12 protein-coding genes and 1 tRNA gene are annotated in these 16,456 nt (G+C 67.1%); 7 read left to right on the forward strand and 6 right to left on the reverse strand.

Annotation, left to right across the window (positions count from 1 at the left end; all coding sequences use genetic code 11):
* The first annotated feature begins 30 nt into the window (after positions 1 to 30).
* Positions 31 to 2,772 carry a preprotein translocase subunit SecA gene (secA, locus tag J2Y54_RS14480; RefSeq protein WP_310040742.1) on the forward strand — a complete coding sequence of 914 codons (2,742 nt, stop codon included), beginning with the start codon at positions 31 to 33 and terminating at the stop codon, positions 2,770 to 2,772.
* A gap of 209 nt (positions 2,773 to 2,981) precedes the next feature.
* Here secA and J2Y54_RS14485 read toward each other — a convergent pair whose 3' ends face one another.
* The 4 genes from J2Y54_RS14485 to moaA form a co-directional block, all read right to left on the reverse strand.
* A complete protein-coding gene (locus J2Y54_RS14485) occupies positions 2,982 to 3,572 on the reverse strand; it encodes a CC0125/CC1285 family lipoprotein (protein WP_310040743.1) in 591 nt (196 codons plus the stop codon).
* Positions 3,573 to 3,735: 163 nt separating this feature from the next.
* Positions 3,736 to 3,810: transfer RNA gene (locus J2Y54_RS14490), tRNA-Asn, on the reverse strand.
* 215 nt (positions 3,811 to 4,025) lie between these two features.
* Positions 4,026 to 4,799, reverse strand: coding sequence for an NAD kinase (locus tag J2Y54_RS14495; protein WP_310040744.1), 774 nt, complete (start codon positions 4,797 to 4,799; stop codon positions 4,026 to 4,028).
* On the reverse strand, positions 4,796 to 5,794 hold the full coding sequence (moaA, locus tag J2Y54_RS14500; RefSeq protein ID WP_310040745.1) for a GTP 3',8-cyclase MoaA: 999 nt from the start codon (positions 5,792 to 5,794) through the stop codon (positions 4,796 to 4,798). The genes J2Y54_RS14495 and moaA overlap by 4 nt, the downstream gene beginning before the upstream one ends.
* A gap of 58 nt (positions 5,795 to 5,852) precedes the next feature.
* Here moaA and J2Y54_RS14505 point away from each other — a divergent pair, with 58 nt between their 5' ends.
* The 5 genes from J2Y54_RS14505 to J2Y54_RS14525 all read left to right on the forward strand — a co-directional run bounded on the left by J2Y54_RS14505 (position 5,853) and on the right by J2Y54_RS14525 (position 11,770).
* Positions 5,853 to 7,832: a bifunctional diguanylate cyclase/phosphodiesterase gene (locus J2Y54_RS14505; RefSeq protein ID WP_310040746.1), complete on the forward strand. Its 1,980-nt coding sequence runs from the start codon at positions 5,853 to 5,855 to the stop codon at positions 7,830 to 7,832.
* Positions 7,829 to 8,266 (forward strand): hypothetical protein, encoded by a 438-nt coding sequence (locus J2Y54_RS14510; protein WP_310040747.1) that lies wholly within the window; start codon positions 7,829 to 7,831, stop codon positions 8,264 to 8,266. The genes J2Y54_RS14505 and J2Y54_RS14510 overlap by 4 nt, the downstream gene beginning before the upstream one ends.
* 19 nt (positions 8,267 to 8,285) lie before the next feature.
* Positions 8,286 to 9,173, forward strand: a complete 888-nt coding sequence (locus J2Y54_RS14515; RefSeq protein ID WP_310040748.1) for an alpha/beta hydrolase — start codon at positions 8,286 to 8,288, stop codon at positions 9,171 to 9,173.
* Positions 9,170 to 9,655, forward strand: a complete 486-nt coding sequence (locus tag J2Y54_RS14520; RefSeq protein ID WP_310040749.1) for an FKBP-type peptidyl-prolyl cis-trans isomerase — start codon at positions 9,170 to 9,172, stop codon at positions 9,653 to 9,655. Before J2Y54_RS14515 ends, J2Y54_RS14520 begins: the two co-directional genes overlap by 4 nt.
* Positions 9,656 to 9,778: 123 nt before the next feature.
* A complete protein-coding gene (locus J2Y54_RS14525; RefSeq protein ID WP_310040750.1) occupies positions 9,779 to 11,770 on the forward strand; it encodes a BCCT family transporter in 1,992 nt (663 codons plus the stop codon).
* A gap of 9 nt (positions 11,771 to 11,779) precedes the next feature.
* Here the strand turns inward: J2Y54_RS14525 and J2Y54_RS14530 are convergent, their stop codons facing one another.
* Together J2Y54_RS14530 and purF are read right to left on the reverse strand one after the other, a co-directional pair.
* On the reverse strand, positions 11,780 to 12,490 hold the full coding sequence (locus tag J2Y54_RS14530; protein ID WP_310040751.1) for an SDR family NAD(P)-dependent oxidoreductase: 711 nt from the start codon (positions 12,488 to 12,490) through the stop codon (positions 11,780 to 11,782).
* Between the two features lie 4 nt (positions 12,491 to 12,494).
* Positions 12,495 to 13,946 (reverse strand): amidophosphoribosyltransferase, encoded by a 1,452-nt coding sequence (gene purF, locus J2Y54_RS14535; RefSeq protein ID WP_310040752.1) that lies wholly within the window; start codon positions 13,944 to 13,946, stop codon positions 12,495 to 12,497.
* 280 nt (positions 13,947 to 14,226) lie between these two features.
* Here purF and katG point away from each other — a divergent pair, with 280 nt between their 5' ends.
* Positions 14,227 to 16,431, forward strand: coding sequence for a catalase/peroxidase HPI (katG, locus tag J2Y54_RS14540; protein WP_310040753.1), 2,205 nt, complete (start codon positions 14,227 to 14,229; stop codon positions 16,429 to 16,431).
* Positions 16,432 to 16,456: the final 25 nt, after the last annotated feature.

Raw genomic sequence — 16,456 nt, forward strand, 5'->3', positions numbered from 1 at the left:
CCCCGCACTTTCATACGACTGGAAACCATCATGTTCCGCGGTCTCGCCAAATCCCTGTTCGGTTCGTCCAACGACCGGTATGTTCGCTCGCTCAACCCCATTCTCGCCAAGATCGCCGGGTTCGAACCCGCGCTGCAGGCGCTGTCGGACGACGAGCTCGCCGCCCAGACGGTCAAGTTCCGCGAACGGCTCGCCAATGGCGAAAAGCTCGACGCGATCCTGCCCGAAGCCTTTGCCACCGTGCGCGAAGCCTCGCGCCGCGTGCTCGGCATGCGCCATTTCGACGTGCAGATGGTCGGCGGCATCGTGCTGCACCGTGGCGAGATCGCCGAAATGCGCACCGGTGAGGGCAAGACGCTGGTGGCGACGCTCGCGACCTATTTGAACGCGCTGCCGGGCAAGGGCGTCCATGTCATCACCGTCAACGACTATCTGGCGCGGCGCGACTCCGAATGGATGGGCCAGATCTACCGCTTCCTCGGCCTCACTGTCGGCGTGATCGTGCCCAACCTCGCCGATCATCAGCGGCGCGACGCCTATGCCGCCGACATCACCTACGGCACCAACAATGAATTCGGCTTCGACTATCTGCGCGACAACATGAAATATGACCGCGCATCGATGGTCCAGCGCCCGTTCGCCATGGCGATCGTCGACGAGGTCGACTCGGTGCTGATCGACGAGGCGCGCACCCCGCTGATCATCTCCGGCCCGACCGACGACAAGAGCGAGCTCTATATCGGCGTCGACGCGATCGTGAAGCAGCTCGTGCCCGATCTGTATGAAAAGGACGAGAAGCAGAAGAGCGTCGTCCTGACCGAAGAGGGGATCGAAACCGCCGAGCGGCTGCTCGAAGGCGCCGGGCTGCTCAAGGGCAGCAACCTCTATGACTTCGAAAATACCCAGGTGGTGCACCACCTGAACCAGGCGCTGCGCGCGAACACGATGTACAAGCGCGACATCGATTACATCGTGAAGGACGGCAAGGTCGTCATCATCGATGAGTTCACCGGTCGCATGATGGACGGCCGCCGCTGGTCGGACGGCCTGCACCAGGCGGTCGAGGCCAAGGAAGGCGTCAAGATCGAGCCCGAGAACCAGACGCTCGCCAGCATCACCTTCCAGAATTATTTCCGCATGTACCCCAAGCTTGCGGGCATGACCGGCACCGCCGCGACCGAGGCGCCGGAATTCTTCGACATCTACAAGATGAATGTGGTCAGCATCCCGACCAACATTCCGGTCAAGCGCATCGATCAGGACGATGAGTTCTACAAGACGATGCAGGACAAGTTCATCGCCATCGCCCGCACCATCCGCGAACATGCGGTCAAGGGCCAGCCGGTGCTGGTCGGCACGGTGTCGATCGAAAAGTCCGAACTGCTCAGCGAATATCTGACCAAGGAAGGCGTCGACCATTCGGTCCTCAACGCGCGCTTCCACGAGCAGGAGGCGCATATCGTCGCGCAGGCCGGTCGGCTCGGCGCGGTGACGATCGCCACCAACATGGCGGGCCGCGGTACCGACATCCAGCTCGGCGGCAACCTTGAATTCCGGGTCGAGGCCGAACTGGGCGACATGCCCGAGGGGCCGGAGCGCGATGCCGCGATCGCCCAGATCAAGGCCGAGATCGCCGCCGAGAAGCAGAAGGTGCTCGAAGCCGGCGGCCTGTTCGTGCTCGGCACCGAACGCCATGAAAGCCGCCGCATCGACAACCAGCTGCGCGGCCGTTCGGGCCGTCAGGGCGACCCCGGCCTGTCGCGCTTCTATCTCAGCCTCGACGACGATCTGCTGCGCATCTTCGGCCCGGACACGCTGTTCGCGAAGATGATGCGCAACAACATCGCCGATGGCGAGGCGATCGGCAGCCGCTGGCTGACCAAGGCGATCGAGACCGCCCAGAAAAAGGTCGAGGCGCGCAACTACGACATCCGCAAGCAGGTCGTCGAATATGACGACGTGATGAACGATCAGCGCAAGGTGATCTACGAACAGCGGTCGGACATCATGGACGCCGACACCGTCGGCGACGTGGTCGAGGACATGCGCGCAGAGACGGTCAACGATCTGGTCGCCAGCACCTGCCCGCCCGAAACCTATCCCGAGCAATGGGATCTGGAGGGGCTGAAGACCCGGGCGCAGGAGATGCTGGGCGTCGAGGCACCGGTCGAGGCGTGGATCGCCGAGCAGGACGGCATCGAGCCCGAGGATATCCAGAACCGCCTGCTCGACCTTGCCAGCGCGCGTGTCACCGCCAAGTCGGATCAGCTCGATCCCGAAACCTGGACCTCGATCGAAAAGTCGATCCTGCTGCAGAATCTGGATCATCACTGGAAGGAGCATCTCGCGATGCTCGATGCGCTGCGTCAGGTCGTGCACCTGCGCGCCTATGCGCAAAAGACGCCGATCAACGAATATAAGCAGGAAGCGTTCGCGATGTTCGAACGCATGCTGACCGCGATCCGCGAGGATGTGACGCGCACGCTCGCCTGGGCCGAGTTCCAGTTCCAGGCGCCCCCGGAACTGCCCGAACTGCCCGATTTCCTGACCACGCATATCGACCCGCTGACCGGGCTCGACAACAGCGCCGACTGGGATGCGGGCAGCGCCGGCCTGATCTCGAACGAGCTGCCGGCGATGCAGATCCCGCGCCCGACCGGCGAAGCGCTGGGGGACGATCCGGCATCGTGGGAAGGTCGGGTGAACCGCAATTCGCCGTGCCCGTGCGGGTCGGGCCGCAAGTACAAGCATTGCCACGGCGCGGCAGTGTGACCTGAATCACCCCTCCCGGAACGGGAGGGGGCTGGGGAGGGGCGCGCGTCTGCGCGCCTCACAGACTCTTCCCGAACCAATCGAAAAGGGCCGCCCGAGACGTTCGGGCGGCCCTTTCTAATTCCCGTGCTCCTGCGAAAGCAGGAGCCCAGAGTTTCACGCGATGCGCCCAGCGACCCTGGGCTCCTGCCTGCGCAGGAGCGCAAGGATCACCGCGGGCGCGGCGGAGCGATCGACGTGCCGAGATTCTGCAGCACTTCGCGCGCATTGAATGCGCGGACATTGTCCGGCTTGGGTCCCTTGCCGATCACGATCTCGGCGGTGGCTTCATAGCGTTCGACCGTGCGGATATCGACGTCGCGGTCCCAGAACGGATCGCCGCCCCACGGACTCCAGCTGCGCCAGCCCCAGCGCGGGCCGTAATAGCGCCAGGTCGGGCCCCAGCCGCCCCACACACCGCCGCTGAACGGGCTCGGCGTGGCATAGGTGCGCGACTTCTTTTCGGTATCGCGGTCGGACAGCACGAAATGGTCGCCGCCGCGCTCCACGGTCAGCTGGGCCGCGCGATAGAGGAGATAGCGCTCGACCGTTTCGCGCGAGGTCATGCTGTTGCCGGCAAAGGTGACGCGAAAGCGATCGGTTTCGATCTGCTCGTCCCAATAGCCGGTGCGATAGGATCCGCTGCCCGTCGCCGGCTGATAGGGGGTGGGCGTCGCGCAGGACGCAAGCACGCTGGCACTCGCCAGCGCCAGGGCGACTGCCGCGATCCGCGATCCGCGACGCGCATGTCTGCTGGACATTATCTTCCTCCTAAGTGGTTCGTTCTGCGGCGAATCGTGCCGACACTGTGACGACAACGAAAACCATGGACCAAATGTCCCTAGGCTGAACGAAACGACAGATTTCGGCGCGGCGCAAGGGCTGCGCGGCGCGGTCGGTGTCTATGTCAGGAGAAAAACTCGCTGGCTCCCTGAGTAGGATTCGAACCTACGGCCGCTCGATTAACAGTCGAGAGCTCTACCGCTGAGCTATCAGGGAACACCAGCGAGGGCGCGCCTATACGAAGGGGTTTCGCGCATTGCAAGCGGGGAAAGGGGGAATTTTAACAACAATCCTCCCCCGCCAGGGGGAGGTGGCACGCATAGCGTGACGGAGGGGGAGGAATGGGGCGCGCTCGAACTGAGAGGACACAGCCGTCCTCCCCTTCCGTCGCCTTCGGCGCCACCTCCCCCTGGCGGGGGAGGATCGCCGAATCACGCGATGAACTGCTCCATCGTGATCCGGTCATCCAGCGCATGTTCGGGGTCGAACAGCAACGTCAGGTCGCGATTGCGGTCGATCGCAATGTCGACCTGCGCCACATCGCGCACCTCGCGCTGGTCTGCCACCGCGCTCACCGGGCGCTTGCCGGGGTCGAGCACGCGGATCGAAATGCGCGTCCGTTCGGGCAGGATCGCCCCACGCCAGCGGCGCGGCCGGAACGGGCTGATCGGGGTCAGCGCCAGCAGGCGCGAGCCCAATGGCAGGATCGGTCCATGCGCCGAGAGATTATAGGCGGTCGATCCCGCCGGCGTTGCGACCAGGATGCCGTCGCACACCAGTTCGGGCAGCACCACGCGGTCGTTGACCCGCACCTCCAGCTTGGCGGTCTGGCGCGTCTCGCGCAGCAGCGACACCTCGTTGATCGCGGGCAGCAAATGGCGTTCGCCGTCGACCGTGGTTGCGGTCATCACCAGCGGGCTGACCTTGAACGGTCGCGCGCGGACCAGCCGCTCCTCCAGCCCCTCGGGCCGCCAGTCGTTCATCAGAAAGCCGACGGTGCCAAGGTTCATGCCGAACACCGGCACGATCCGCCGCCGCTCCAGCATCGCATGCAGCGTTTGCAGCATGAAGCCATCGCCGCCCAGCGCGACGACCATGTCGGCCTGCTCGACCGGCACCCAGTCGCCATCGGCCAGCAGTTCCGCCGCAGCGGTCTCGGCCGGGGTGGTGGGGGAGGCGGCAAGCGCGCGGCGCACGTCGCTCATCCGCCGGTCACGCTCATGTGCCGCGCGACCGCCGGGGCAGCGCCCGGCGTCACGTCGAAATCGTGCCGCGCCGGCTTGCTCGCGATTGCCGCATCGATCGCCGCATCGACCGCGGCCAGCCCGCCGGTGCGGATCGCGGCCTTCAGATCGACCTGGTCGTCATGCCCCAGACAGGTGAACAGCTTGCCCTCCGTGGTCAGCCGCACACGGTTGCAGCTGTCGCAGAAATTGCCCGTGAGCGGGGAAATCAGGCCCAGCCGCGCACCGGTCCCGCCGACCCGCCAGTAGCGCGCCGGGCCGCCGCTGTCATGCGCGTCGCGGACCAGCGAGAACCGCGCCGCCAGCGTGTCGAACACCTGGGTCAGCGGGACGAAGCGATCCGCGCGATCCTCGTCGATCCGCCCCAGCGGCATCGTCTCGATCAGCGTCAGGTCCATGCCCTGCGCGCTGGTCCAGTCGAGCATCGCGGGGATCTCCGCGTCGTTCAGACCCTTCAGCGCCACCATGTTGATTTTCACCGCCAGCCCGGCCGCGCGCGCCGCGACGATCCCATCCAGCACCTGCGCGACATCGCCGCGCCGGGTGATGTGGCGAAACCGTTCCGGGTCGCGGCTGTCGAGGCTGACATTGATCCGCCGCACCCCGGCTGCGGCCAGCGTCGTGGCATGCGCCGCCAGCTGCGTGCCATTGGTGGTCAGCGTCAGCTCGTCGAGTCCGGCGCCGACGCTGCGGCCCAGTCGCCGCACCAGGTCGAGCGCATCGCGCCGCACCAGCGGCTCGCCCCCGGTCAGCCGGATCTTGGTCACGCCGCGCGCGACGAAGCGCTCGGCGATCAGTGCGATTTCATCGAGCGTCAGGATTGCGCTGCGCGGCAGGAAGCGCATTTCCTCCGCCATGCAATAGCGGCAGCGCAGGTCGCACCGATCGGTGACCGAGACGCGCAGATAGCGAATCGCGCGGCCATGCCGGTCCACAAGGGGGCGTTCGGTCGACATGATCACGGGAGCTAAGCTGTTCGTAGCGTCGCGACAAGCCATGCGTTAGGAAGGGGTGATGACCGACGCCGCCTCTGCCCCCGCTGCCGCCATGACCGGGCGCGATCGGCCGTTGTTCCTGTTGTCCTTCCGCCAGCGCGACGAACTCGCCGGGCTCGCCGCGCGGGCCGGCTGGCGGGTGGTCGCGGCGCGGCGCGGGGAGGGGGCGGACCGCCGCTTCCTTGCCAGCGGTGCGGCGGTGGCGGTGGTCGATGCGCGGGGCAGCGTCGCCGACGGGCTCGCCGCGGTGCGCGCGCTGGCGGGACAGGTCAGCGCCGCGGGCGGCGCGCTGCTCGTGCTCGTCTCGCGCGGCGATGCGGGCCGGCTCGGCGAATTCTACGATGCCGGCGCAACCCAGTTCCTCGCCAGCCCGATGCGCGAGGTCGAGTTTGTCCAGGCGCTGCGCTTTGCCGCGCGCCACGCCCGGCGCGTGGCCGGCGATGCCGGCGCGGCGCCGATGGCGGGCGAACCGCTTGGCTGGCGCTACGATCCGGCGCTGCGCTCGCTCCAGCTCACCCCGGCGCTTGCCGCGATGCTCGATCTCGCCCCGGCGCCGTCGCTGCGCGCGCTGCTGACGCGGGTCGAGGCGCGCGATCGCGGCGCGATGCGCGCGGCACTCGCCCGGCTGCGTGACGGGATCCAGGCGACCGCGTTCGCGCACGACCTGCCCGGCGCCGGGCGGGTGGTCGAACATCTGCAGCGCGACGCCCGCACCGGGCGCATCCACGCACTGATCGAGCGGCTGGGAGAGGTCGATGCCGGCGCGGTGGTGCGCGACGTGCTGACCGGGGTGCGGGACGAGGCCGGGATGCGCCGCTGGATCGCGCGCCGGCTCGACGACGGCGTTACGGTCGCGGTCGTGCTGGTCACGCTCGGCCGGTTCGACATGGTCAACACCAGCTATGGCCGCGACGCCGGCGACGCGGTGTTGCGCGCAGCCTCGACCCGGATCGGGGAGGCGGCACGCGCCGCGCTGGGTCGCCGCGCGGTCGTCGCGCGCATGGGCGGGGCGGAGTTCCTCGTCGCGGCCGAGGGCGCCGACGCGACCCAGCTGGCCGCCGCTGCCGCCGCCATCGCCGATGCCATGGCGCGCCCGTTCGTCATCGGCGACGCGATCGCTCCGGTCGGCGCGCGCGTCGCCACGGCGATCGCGCGGACCGGCGACGATGCCGCCGCGCTGCTGCGCCGTGCGGGCGACGCGCTCAGCGGGACCGCACAGCCCGACGGCGCTGCGCCGGTCGAGCGGCTGGCGCTCGACCTGCGGCGCGCAATGGAGGCGGGTGAGATCGAACTGCGCCTGCAGCCGCAGGTCGCGGTCGCCACCGGCGCGATCGTCGGGGTCGAGGCGCTGGCGCGCTGGCGCCACCCGCAGCATGGCGAGGTCGGCGCCGAAACCCTGTTCGCCGCCGCAGCCTGCGCCGAGCTCGAGGTGGCCCTGTCCGAGCATGTCCAGCGGCTGGCACTGGCCCAGGCCGCGCGCTGGCCCGCCGCGCTCCGCCCGTTGCGCCTGTCGGTCAACGTCACCGCCGCCGATGTGGCGCGCGCCGGGTTCGCCGACCTGTTCCTCGACTGGGTCGACAGCAGCGGCTTTCCGCGTTCGCGCCTCACCGTCGAAATCACCGAAGGCGGCCTGATCGACGATCTTGGCGAAGCCTCGCGCCTGCTCAGCGAGCTGCGCGCCGCCGGCTGCCGCGTCGCGATCGACGATTTCGGCACCGGCTATTCCAGCCTCGCCTATCTGAAAGCGCTCCCGCTGGACTACCTCAAGGTCGACCGCAAGCTGACCCAGGATATCACCGGCAGCGCGCGCGACCGCATCGTCGTGCGCGGCGTGATCGACATGGCGCGCTCGCTCGGCCTCACCGTGATCGCGGAAGGGGTCGAGACGCCCGAACAGCTCGACCTGCTCGCCAAGGAGGGGTGCCAATATTATCAGGGCTATCTCTGCGCCGAGCCGCTGACTTTGCCCGAACTTCTCGCATTGGTGGAACCCGCATGAACGACCCCCGCGACACCACCGGCGTCTGGTATGGCCGCTATTTCGCGACCGCATGGGACGTGCCCGAAAACAGCTTCATCGCGCATCTTGAGGAATTTGGCGGCGCGGTCGAGGGGCGGATCACCGAACCCGACGATACCGGCAACGCCGATATCCGCCGCGCCTTCGTCTCCGGCACCCGCAGCGTCGACATGCTTGAGTTCGTCAAGCAATATGACCCCGCCGGCCCGCTCGCCCACAGCGTCGCCTATTCGGGCCGCATCAGCGCGGACGGCACCGAAATCACCGGCGACTGGCGCTTCTCCGGCTATCACGGCAGCTTCGTGATGAACCGCGAGATTTTCAGCGCCGAGGAACTGGACGAAGACGCGGCGGTGGACGAAGAACTGGTGATCGAATTGGGGGATCCGGCGCCGCCCGCATGGCGCCCGTAACTTGGGAGGGATTGAGATGATGAACCGCCGCGGCCTGTTCGCGACACTGGCGATGCTGCTGACCGCAGCCCTGCTGCCCACCGCAGCGACGGCAAAGGACTTCACGTCCGACCGCATCGCCGTGACCGTGGAGGGGAAGGGCGCGGACGTCATCCTGATCCCGGGCCTGTCCTCGTCTCCGCGCGTCTGGGCGGAAATGACCGCCGCGCTGCCCGGCTATCGCTATCACAAGGTGCAGGTGCACGGGTTCGGCGGCCTGCCCAAGGGCGGCAATACCGACGGCAATGTCGCAGCGCCCGTGGCCGATGAAATCGCGCGCTACATCGCCGAAAACAAGCTCGGCAAGGTCGCGGTGATCGGCCATTCGATGGGTGGCACGATGGGCATGATGCTCGCCGCGCGCCACCCCGACCGGGTCGGCAAGCTGATGGTGGTCGACATGCTGCCCTTCCTCGGCGCGATGTTCGCCGGGCCGCAGGCAACGCCCGAGTCGCTCAAGCCGATCGCCGACCAGATCATGGCCGGCATGCGCAACAGCCCGCAGGACGCCTATCTCAAGCAGCTCGAAGGCACGATCACGTCGATGGTCGCGACCGAAAGCATGCGCGCGCCCGCGCTCGACGATGCGGTCAAGTCCGACCGCGACGTCTCCGCCCGCGCCTATGGCGAACTGGTCGTCACCAACCTGATCCCGGAACTGGGCAAGATCACCGCGCCGACCACCGTGCTCTACGTGACCCCGACCGGGGCGCCGGTCACCGACGCGCAGATGGACGGCTTCTACCAGGCATCCTACGCCCCGATCAAAGGCGTGAAGCTGGTGCGCGTGCCCGCTTCGGCGCACTTCATCATGTGGGACAACGCCCCCTTCTTCCAGGCGCAGGTCAAGGCGTTCCTCGCGGCATGAAGCACGCGATCGCCCTTGCCGCCGCGCTGATCGCGCTGCCCGCCGCCGCGCAGGACGCGCCCGACCGGTCGCAGGACGTCGCCTGGCACAACCAGCAATCGCTCGCGCTGGCGCAGCGCCACGGCGGCGCCGGCTGGAACGTGACGAAAAGCGGCCTGCGCTGGCGGCTCGTTGCCGGGAACGGCGCCGGCCAGCGCCCCGGCCCGACCGATCGCGTGACCGTCCATTATGTCGGCACCTTCACTGACGGCGCCGAATTCGACAGCTCGGTCAAGCGCGGCCAGCCCGCCACCTTCCCGCTCAACCGCGTGATCCCCGGCTGGACCGAGGGGGTTCAGCTGATGGGCGTCGGCGACACGGTCGAATTCGCGATTCCGTCCGCCATCGCCTACGGCCCCAACGGCCGCGGCCCGATCCCGGGCGGCGCGACCTTGCTGTTCACGGTGGAGTTGCTGGGGATCGAAGGGGCGGGGGCGGAGTAACGCGACCCCATCGTCACCCCGGGCTCGACCCGGGGCGGAGCCGACGGCGCTCCTTCACCGTAACGCGAAACCATTACGCTACCGGCCCGTTCTCCTGCTTCGGACAGGGAGACGGGCAACGCGATGAGCGATCGACAGGACAATGTGGCACTGCCGGCCAGCGCTGGCTGGATCCGCGTCAATCCGCCGGTCTTCTTCACCTCCGCCGGCCTTATTCTGGCGTTCGTGCTGCTCGGCGCGCTGTTCCCCGATCGCGCGCGCCTGTGGTTTGCCGCGATTCAGACGGCGATCACCGTCGATTTCGGCTGGTTCTACGTCCTGTCGGTCGCGGGCTTCCTGCTGTTCGTGCTGTTCCTGATGTTCAGCCGCTATGGCGATGTGCGGCTCGGGCCGGACGATAGCGAGCCGGAATATGGCTATCTGTCGTGGTTCGCGATGCTGTTCAGCGCGGGCATGGGCATTGGCCTGCTGTTCTTCGGCGTCGCCGAACCGATCCAGCATTATGCCCTGCCGCCGGTCGGCGAAGGGCGCACGGTCGAATCCGCGCGACAGGCGCTGGTGCTTACCTTCTTCCACTGGGGGCTGCACGCCTGGGCGATCTATATTGTGGTCGGACTGGCGCTGGCCTATTTCGCCTTTCGGCGCGGGTTGCCGCTCACCATCCGCTCCGCGCTCTACCCGCTGATCGGCAAGCGCATCTACGGCCCGATCGGGCATGCGATCGACATCTTTGCTGTGCTCGGCACGATGTTCGGCGTCGCCACGTCGCTCGGCTTCGGCGTGCTTCAGGTCAATGCCGGCTTCAACTATCTGTTCGGCCTGCCCACCGGCCCACTGGTTCAGGTGCTGCTGATCGCGGCGATCACGCTGCTCGCCACGCTGTCCGCCGCCGTCGGGCTGGACAAGGGGATCAAGCGGCTGTCCGAACTCAACATCATTCTCGCCATCACCCTGCTGGTTTTCGTCCTGCTCGCCGGCTCCACCGTGTTCCTGCTTCAGGCTTATGTGCAGAATATCGGCGCCTATCTCGGCGCGGTCGTGCAGCGGACGTTCCGCATGTACGCGTATGAACCCAATGCCTGGTTCGGCGACTGGACGCTGTTCTACTGGGGCTGGTGGATTTCCTGGTCTCCCTTTGTGGGCATGTTCATCGCGCGGATCTCGCGCGGGCGCACCATCCGCGAATTTGTCGGCGGGGTGCTGCTGGTGCCGACCCTGTTCACCTTTCTGTGGATGACCGTCTTCGGCAATACCGCGATTGATCTCGACATGCGCGGGGTGGCCGACATCGCCGGAACCGCGGCCAGCAATATGCCGGTCGCCTTGTTCGAAACGCTGGAACAGCTGCCGTTCCCGCTGATCGCGTCGGGCGTCGCCACGCTGCTGGTCGTCACGTTCTTCGTGACCTCGGCGGACTCCGGGGCGTTGGTGATCGACATGCTGACGTCCGGCGCGGTGGAGGATCCACCGATCTGGCAACGGATTTTCTGGGCCGTTGCCGCCGGAGTAGTGGCCGCCGTGCTGCTGATGACCGGCGGGCTACAGGCGCTTCAGACGGCTGCGATTGCCAGCGCGCTGCCGTTCACTGCGGTCATGCTGTTCGTCTGCTACGGTCTGTTGCGCGCGCTGCAGACCGAGGGCGCGGGCGGATCCATCGACCTGTCTTCCGACGCGCGCGCGGCCACGGTCCCGGATCCGGGGCAGGGCTGGCAGCAGCGTCTGGCCAGCATCATGCACTTCCACGATGACGTCGAGATCGCGGCCTTTTTGCAGGATGTTGCCCAGCCAGCGCTTCAGGCGATCGCCGCACAGATGCAGGACAACGGATTGCTCCCCCGGCTCGAGGAAGGGGAGTGGCAGCTCGATTTGACGGTTCCGCATGGCGACCGCGGCGCGTTCCGCTACACGGTGCGCATCCGCGCCTATCGCGCGCCCAGTTTCGCCTTTGCCGAAGCGCCGGGCAGCGCGCGGCGGGATCGCCGCCACTTCCGCGCGATTGCCCACGGGTCGGACGGTGCCGTGCCGCATGATGTCACCGGCTATGACCGGGACCAGCTGATCAACGATCTGCTCAACCGCTACGCCCGTTTCCGTCAGGCGCGCCGGATCGACTGACGCGGCGCGTCAGCCGATGGCTTCGAACGTCCCCGTCTCGAAATCCTGCGCCAGCATCGCGACGATCCGCTCCGCCACCTCTTCCGGCGGCTTGACGCTCTCGGGTGCTTCGCCCGGATAGGCGCGCGCGCGCATCTTGGTGCGGGTCGCGCCGGGGTTGAGCAATGCGACGCGAATTTTGGTCAGGTTGCGCACCTCGTCGGCATAGCTCAGCAGCAGGTTCTCGAACGCCGCCTTGGTCGCGCCATACAGGCCCCAATAGGCGCGCGGCTGGCGGCCGACGCTCGACGTCAGGCCGATCACGCGGCCGGCATCGGACTTGCGCAGCAGGCCGTCGAACGCCCCGATCAGCGCCGCCTGCGCGCTGACGTTGAGCGCCAGCACCTTGGCCACTTCCTTGGGATCGAACGCCGAAACCTGTGACAGCGTGCCGAGCGCGGCGGCGTTGAGCACCAGGATGTCGAGCTTGCCCCAGCGTTCCGCCACGGCGGCGGCAAGGCGCGGGATCGAATCCGTCTCGATCAGGTCCATCGGCGCGATCGTCGCCGATCCGCCGGCTGCAAAGATCGCTTCCTCGACCTCTTCGAGGCCCCCGGCGGTGCGCGCGGTCAGCACGACATGCGCGCCCTGTGCCGCCAGCGCGATCGCGGTGGCCGCGCCGATTCCGCGGCTCGCGCCGGTGACGAGCGCGATGCGCCCCGCAAGTGCCTGTCCGGTCATGGGATCAACGCTTCTCGTCGAGCAGGGCGAACTGGCTGGTCGCCTGTTCGTCATGGTCGGTCAATTGGGTGGGATAATCGCCGGTGAAGCACGCGTCGCAATAGCGCGGCAGCACGTCGCCGCGCTGCGCCTCGCCCAGTGCGCGGTACAGCCCGTCGATCGACACGAACGCCAGGCTGTCGGCCTTGATGAACTTGGCCATGCCGGCCACGTCATGCTGCGCGGCGAGCAGCTTGGAGCGCTCGGGCGTGTCGACGCCATAGAAACAGCTGTGCGTCGTCGGCGGGCTGGCGATGCGCATATGCACTTCGGCCGCGCCGGCCTCGCGCATCATCTCGACGATCTTCAGGCTGGTGGTGCCGCGCACGATCGAATCGTCGATCAGCACGATGCGCTTGCCCTGGATCAGCGCGCGATTGGCATTGTGCTTGAGCTTGACGCCCAACCGCCGCACTTCCGCGCTCGGCTGGATGAAGGTGCGGCCGACATAATGCGATCGGATGATGCCCAGCTCGAACGGAATGCCCGACTGCTGGGCATAGCCGATTGCGGCGGGGACGCCCGAGTCCGGAACCGGGATCACCAGATCCGCCTCGACCGGCGATTCGATCGCCAGCTCGGCGCCGATGCCCTTGCGCACGGTATAGACCGAGCGGTCCTGCGCGATGGAGTCGGGACGGCTGAAATACACCCACTCGAAGATGCACGGGCGCGGCGCGATTGCGGTGAACGGGCGGATCGATCGCATCGCGCCATCCTTGACGATCACCAGTTCGCCCGGCTCGACATCGCGGACATAGGTCGCACCGACCACGTCGAGCGCAACCGTCTCCGACGCAAAGATGAAGCTGTCGCCTAGGCGCCCCATCACCAGCGGACGGATGCCGAGCGGGTCGCGGCACGCGATCATGCCTTCCTGCGTCATGCAGATCAGCGAGTACGCACCCTCGACCTGCTTCAGCGCGTCGATGAACCGGTCGAGCAGGTCCTTGTAGCCGCTGGTCGCGACCAGATGGATGATCGTCTCGGTATCCGATGTCGACTGGAAGATCGAACCGCGCCGGATCAGCTCGCGGCGCAGGTGCATCGCGTTCGAGATATTGCCGTTGTGCGCCACCGCGAACCCGCCGCTCGCCAGCTCGGCATAGAGCGGCTGGACGTTGCGCAGCGCGGTCTCGCCGGTGGTCGAGTAGCGGACATGGCCGCACGCGACATTGCCGGCCAGCGCGCGGATCACCTCGTCGCGGTCGAAATTGCCCGCGACATGGCCCATCGCGCGGTGCGTGTGGAAGTTGGCGCCGTCAAAGCTGGTGATGCCGGCGGCCTCCTGCCCGCGATGCTGGAGTGCGTGCAGGCCCAGCGCAACGAGCGCGGCTGCGCCCTCGGCACCGGAAACACCGAATACGCCGCACTCTTCGCGCAGCTTGTCGTCATCGAACGGGTTCGTGGTCAGCATCGGCCCTTCGGGGGAGTCGTTGGTCGATCCGCGGGCCTATAGGCGCTCGATCCGGCTTTGTCGCCTGTTTGTCACATCGAATGCGGGATCATTGTGTTTGCCCGTAGGTTGAGTGGGGGGACCTGTCGACCCGAAATCCCGACTCTGTTCGCCGCAATCGATGACTGAACGATGACATGATCGATTTCCTCACTCGCACTGACCGGTTTATCCCGTTTCAGCCTTGGCGCCCGCTCCGATAGCCTCGCGCCACAACAACCCACCCAAGGAGGGATTCCCCATGGACGCAAAGACCGGATCGATCGACGGCGGCGGCTGCCCCGTGCACGGCAATGGCGGCGTTCGCGCGCTGCTCGGCCGCACCAACAAGGATTGGTGGCCGGAGATGCTCGCCACCGAAATCCTCAACCCCAACGGCCCGTCCAACCCGATGGGGCCGGACTTCGACTATGCCGAGGCGTTCAAGAAGCTCGATTATCAGGCGCTCAAGGCCGATCTGACCGCGCTGATGACCGACAGCCAGGACTGGTGGCCCGCCGATTACGGCCATTACGGCCCGTTCTTCATCCGCATGGCGTGGCACGCCGCCGGCACCTATCGCACCGCCGACGGTCGCGGCGGCGCCAATAGCGGGCAGCAGCGCTTCGCCCCGCTCGACAGCTGGCCCGACAACGGCAATCTCGACAAGGCCCGCCGCCTGCTGTGGCCGATCAAGCAGAAATACGGCCAGTCGATCAGCTGGGCCGATCTGTTCATCCTCGCCGGCAATGTCGCGATCGAGAGCATGGGCGGCCCGGTGTTCGGCTTCGGCGGCGGCCGCGCCGACGTATACGAGCCCGAGCGCGACATCTATTGGGGCAGCGAAGACAAGTGGGTGAATGAGGGCGTCCAGACCCGCATCGCCCCCGAACATGGCATGCACCAGATCGAAGGCCCGCTCGCCGCGATCCAGATGGGCCTGATCTACGTCAATCCCGAGGGGCCGGGCGGCAATCCGCACGACGATGAAGGCATGGCGCGCGACATGAAGGAAACCTTCCGTCGCATGGCGATGAATGCCGAGGAAACCGTCGCGCTCACCGCCGGCGGCCACACCTTCGGCAAGGCGCATGGCAATGGCGACGCGTCGCTGCTCGGCGCGGCTCCGGCCGGCGGCGACATCACCGCGCTCGGCTTCGGCTGGGTCTCCAGCCATGAGAGCGGCGGCATCGGCGAACACACGGTCACCAGCGGGATCGAGGGCGCGTGGACCAACACCCCGCGCGAATGGACCGAGAATTATTTCCGCCTGCTGTTCGACTATGAATACGAGCTGGTGAAGTCGCCCGCAGGCGCGCACCAGTGGCAGCCGATCAACCAGAAAGAGGAGGACATGGCCCCGGCGGCGTGGGATCCGAACATCAAGGTTCCGACCATGATGACCACCGCCGACATGGCGCTCAAGCGCGATCCGGAATTCCGCGCGATCAGCGAGCGGTTCCGCGCCGATCACGAAGCGTTCAAGGACGCCTTCGCCCGCGCCTGGTTCAAGCTGACCCATCGCGACATGGGCCCCAAGGTCCGCTATCTCGGCCCGGAAGTGCCGGAAGAAGACCTGATCTGGCAGGATCCGATCCCCGCCGGCACCATGCCGAGCGACGCGGACGTCGCGGCGGTGAAGGAAAAGATCGCCAATAGCGGCCTCACCGTCAGCCAGCTGATCAAGACTGCCTGGGCCTCGGCCAGCACCTATCGCAAGTCCGACCATCGCGGCGGCGCAAACGGTGCGCGCGTGCGGCTGGCTCCGCAAAAGGACTGGGAAGTCAACGAGCCGGAGATGCTGGCCAAGGTGCTCGACACGCTCGACGGACTGCGCGGCAGCATGTCGATGGCCGACGCGATCGTGCTCGGCGGCGTGGTGGGCCTTGAAAAGGCGATCAAGGATGCCGGTCACACCGTCCCGGTCCCGTTCGTCGGCGGCCGTGGCGACGCGACGCAGGAGCAGACCGATGTCGAGAGCTTCGAGTGGCTCGAGCCGGAGGCGGACGCGTTCCGCAACTATCTCGGCAAGAAGAAGCTGGCGGTGAAGACCGAGGAAATGATGCTCGACCGCGCATCGTTGCTCGGCCTTTCGGTCCCCGAAATGACCGTGCTGGTCGGTGGCCTGCGCGTGCTCGGCGCCAATCATGGCGAACGTGGCCATGGCCACTTCACCAAGCGTTCGGGCCAGCTGACCAACGACTTCTTCGTCAACCTGCTCGGCATGACCAATGTCTGGAAGGCGGCCGACGGATCGGACGATCAGGAGTTCATCGCGACCGACCGCAAGGGCGGCCACGAAACCTGGCGCGCGACCCGTGCGGACCTGATCTTCGGCTCCAACTCCGAACTGCGCGCGGTCGCCGAAGTCTATGCCGAGAACGGCAATGAGGAGAAGTTCGTCCGTGACTTCGTCGCGGCCTGGACCAAGGTGATGAACGCCGACCGCTTCGACCTCACGGCGTAAGCGACGCATGCAAAAGCCCCTTCCC

It is taken from the genome of Sphingomonas sp. BE123, from assembly GCF_031456015.1.
Lineage (GTDB): Bacteria > Pseudomonadota > Alphaproteobacteria > Sphingomonadales > Sphingomonadaceae > Sphingomonas.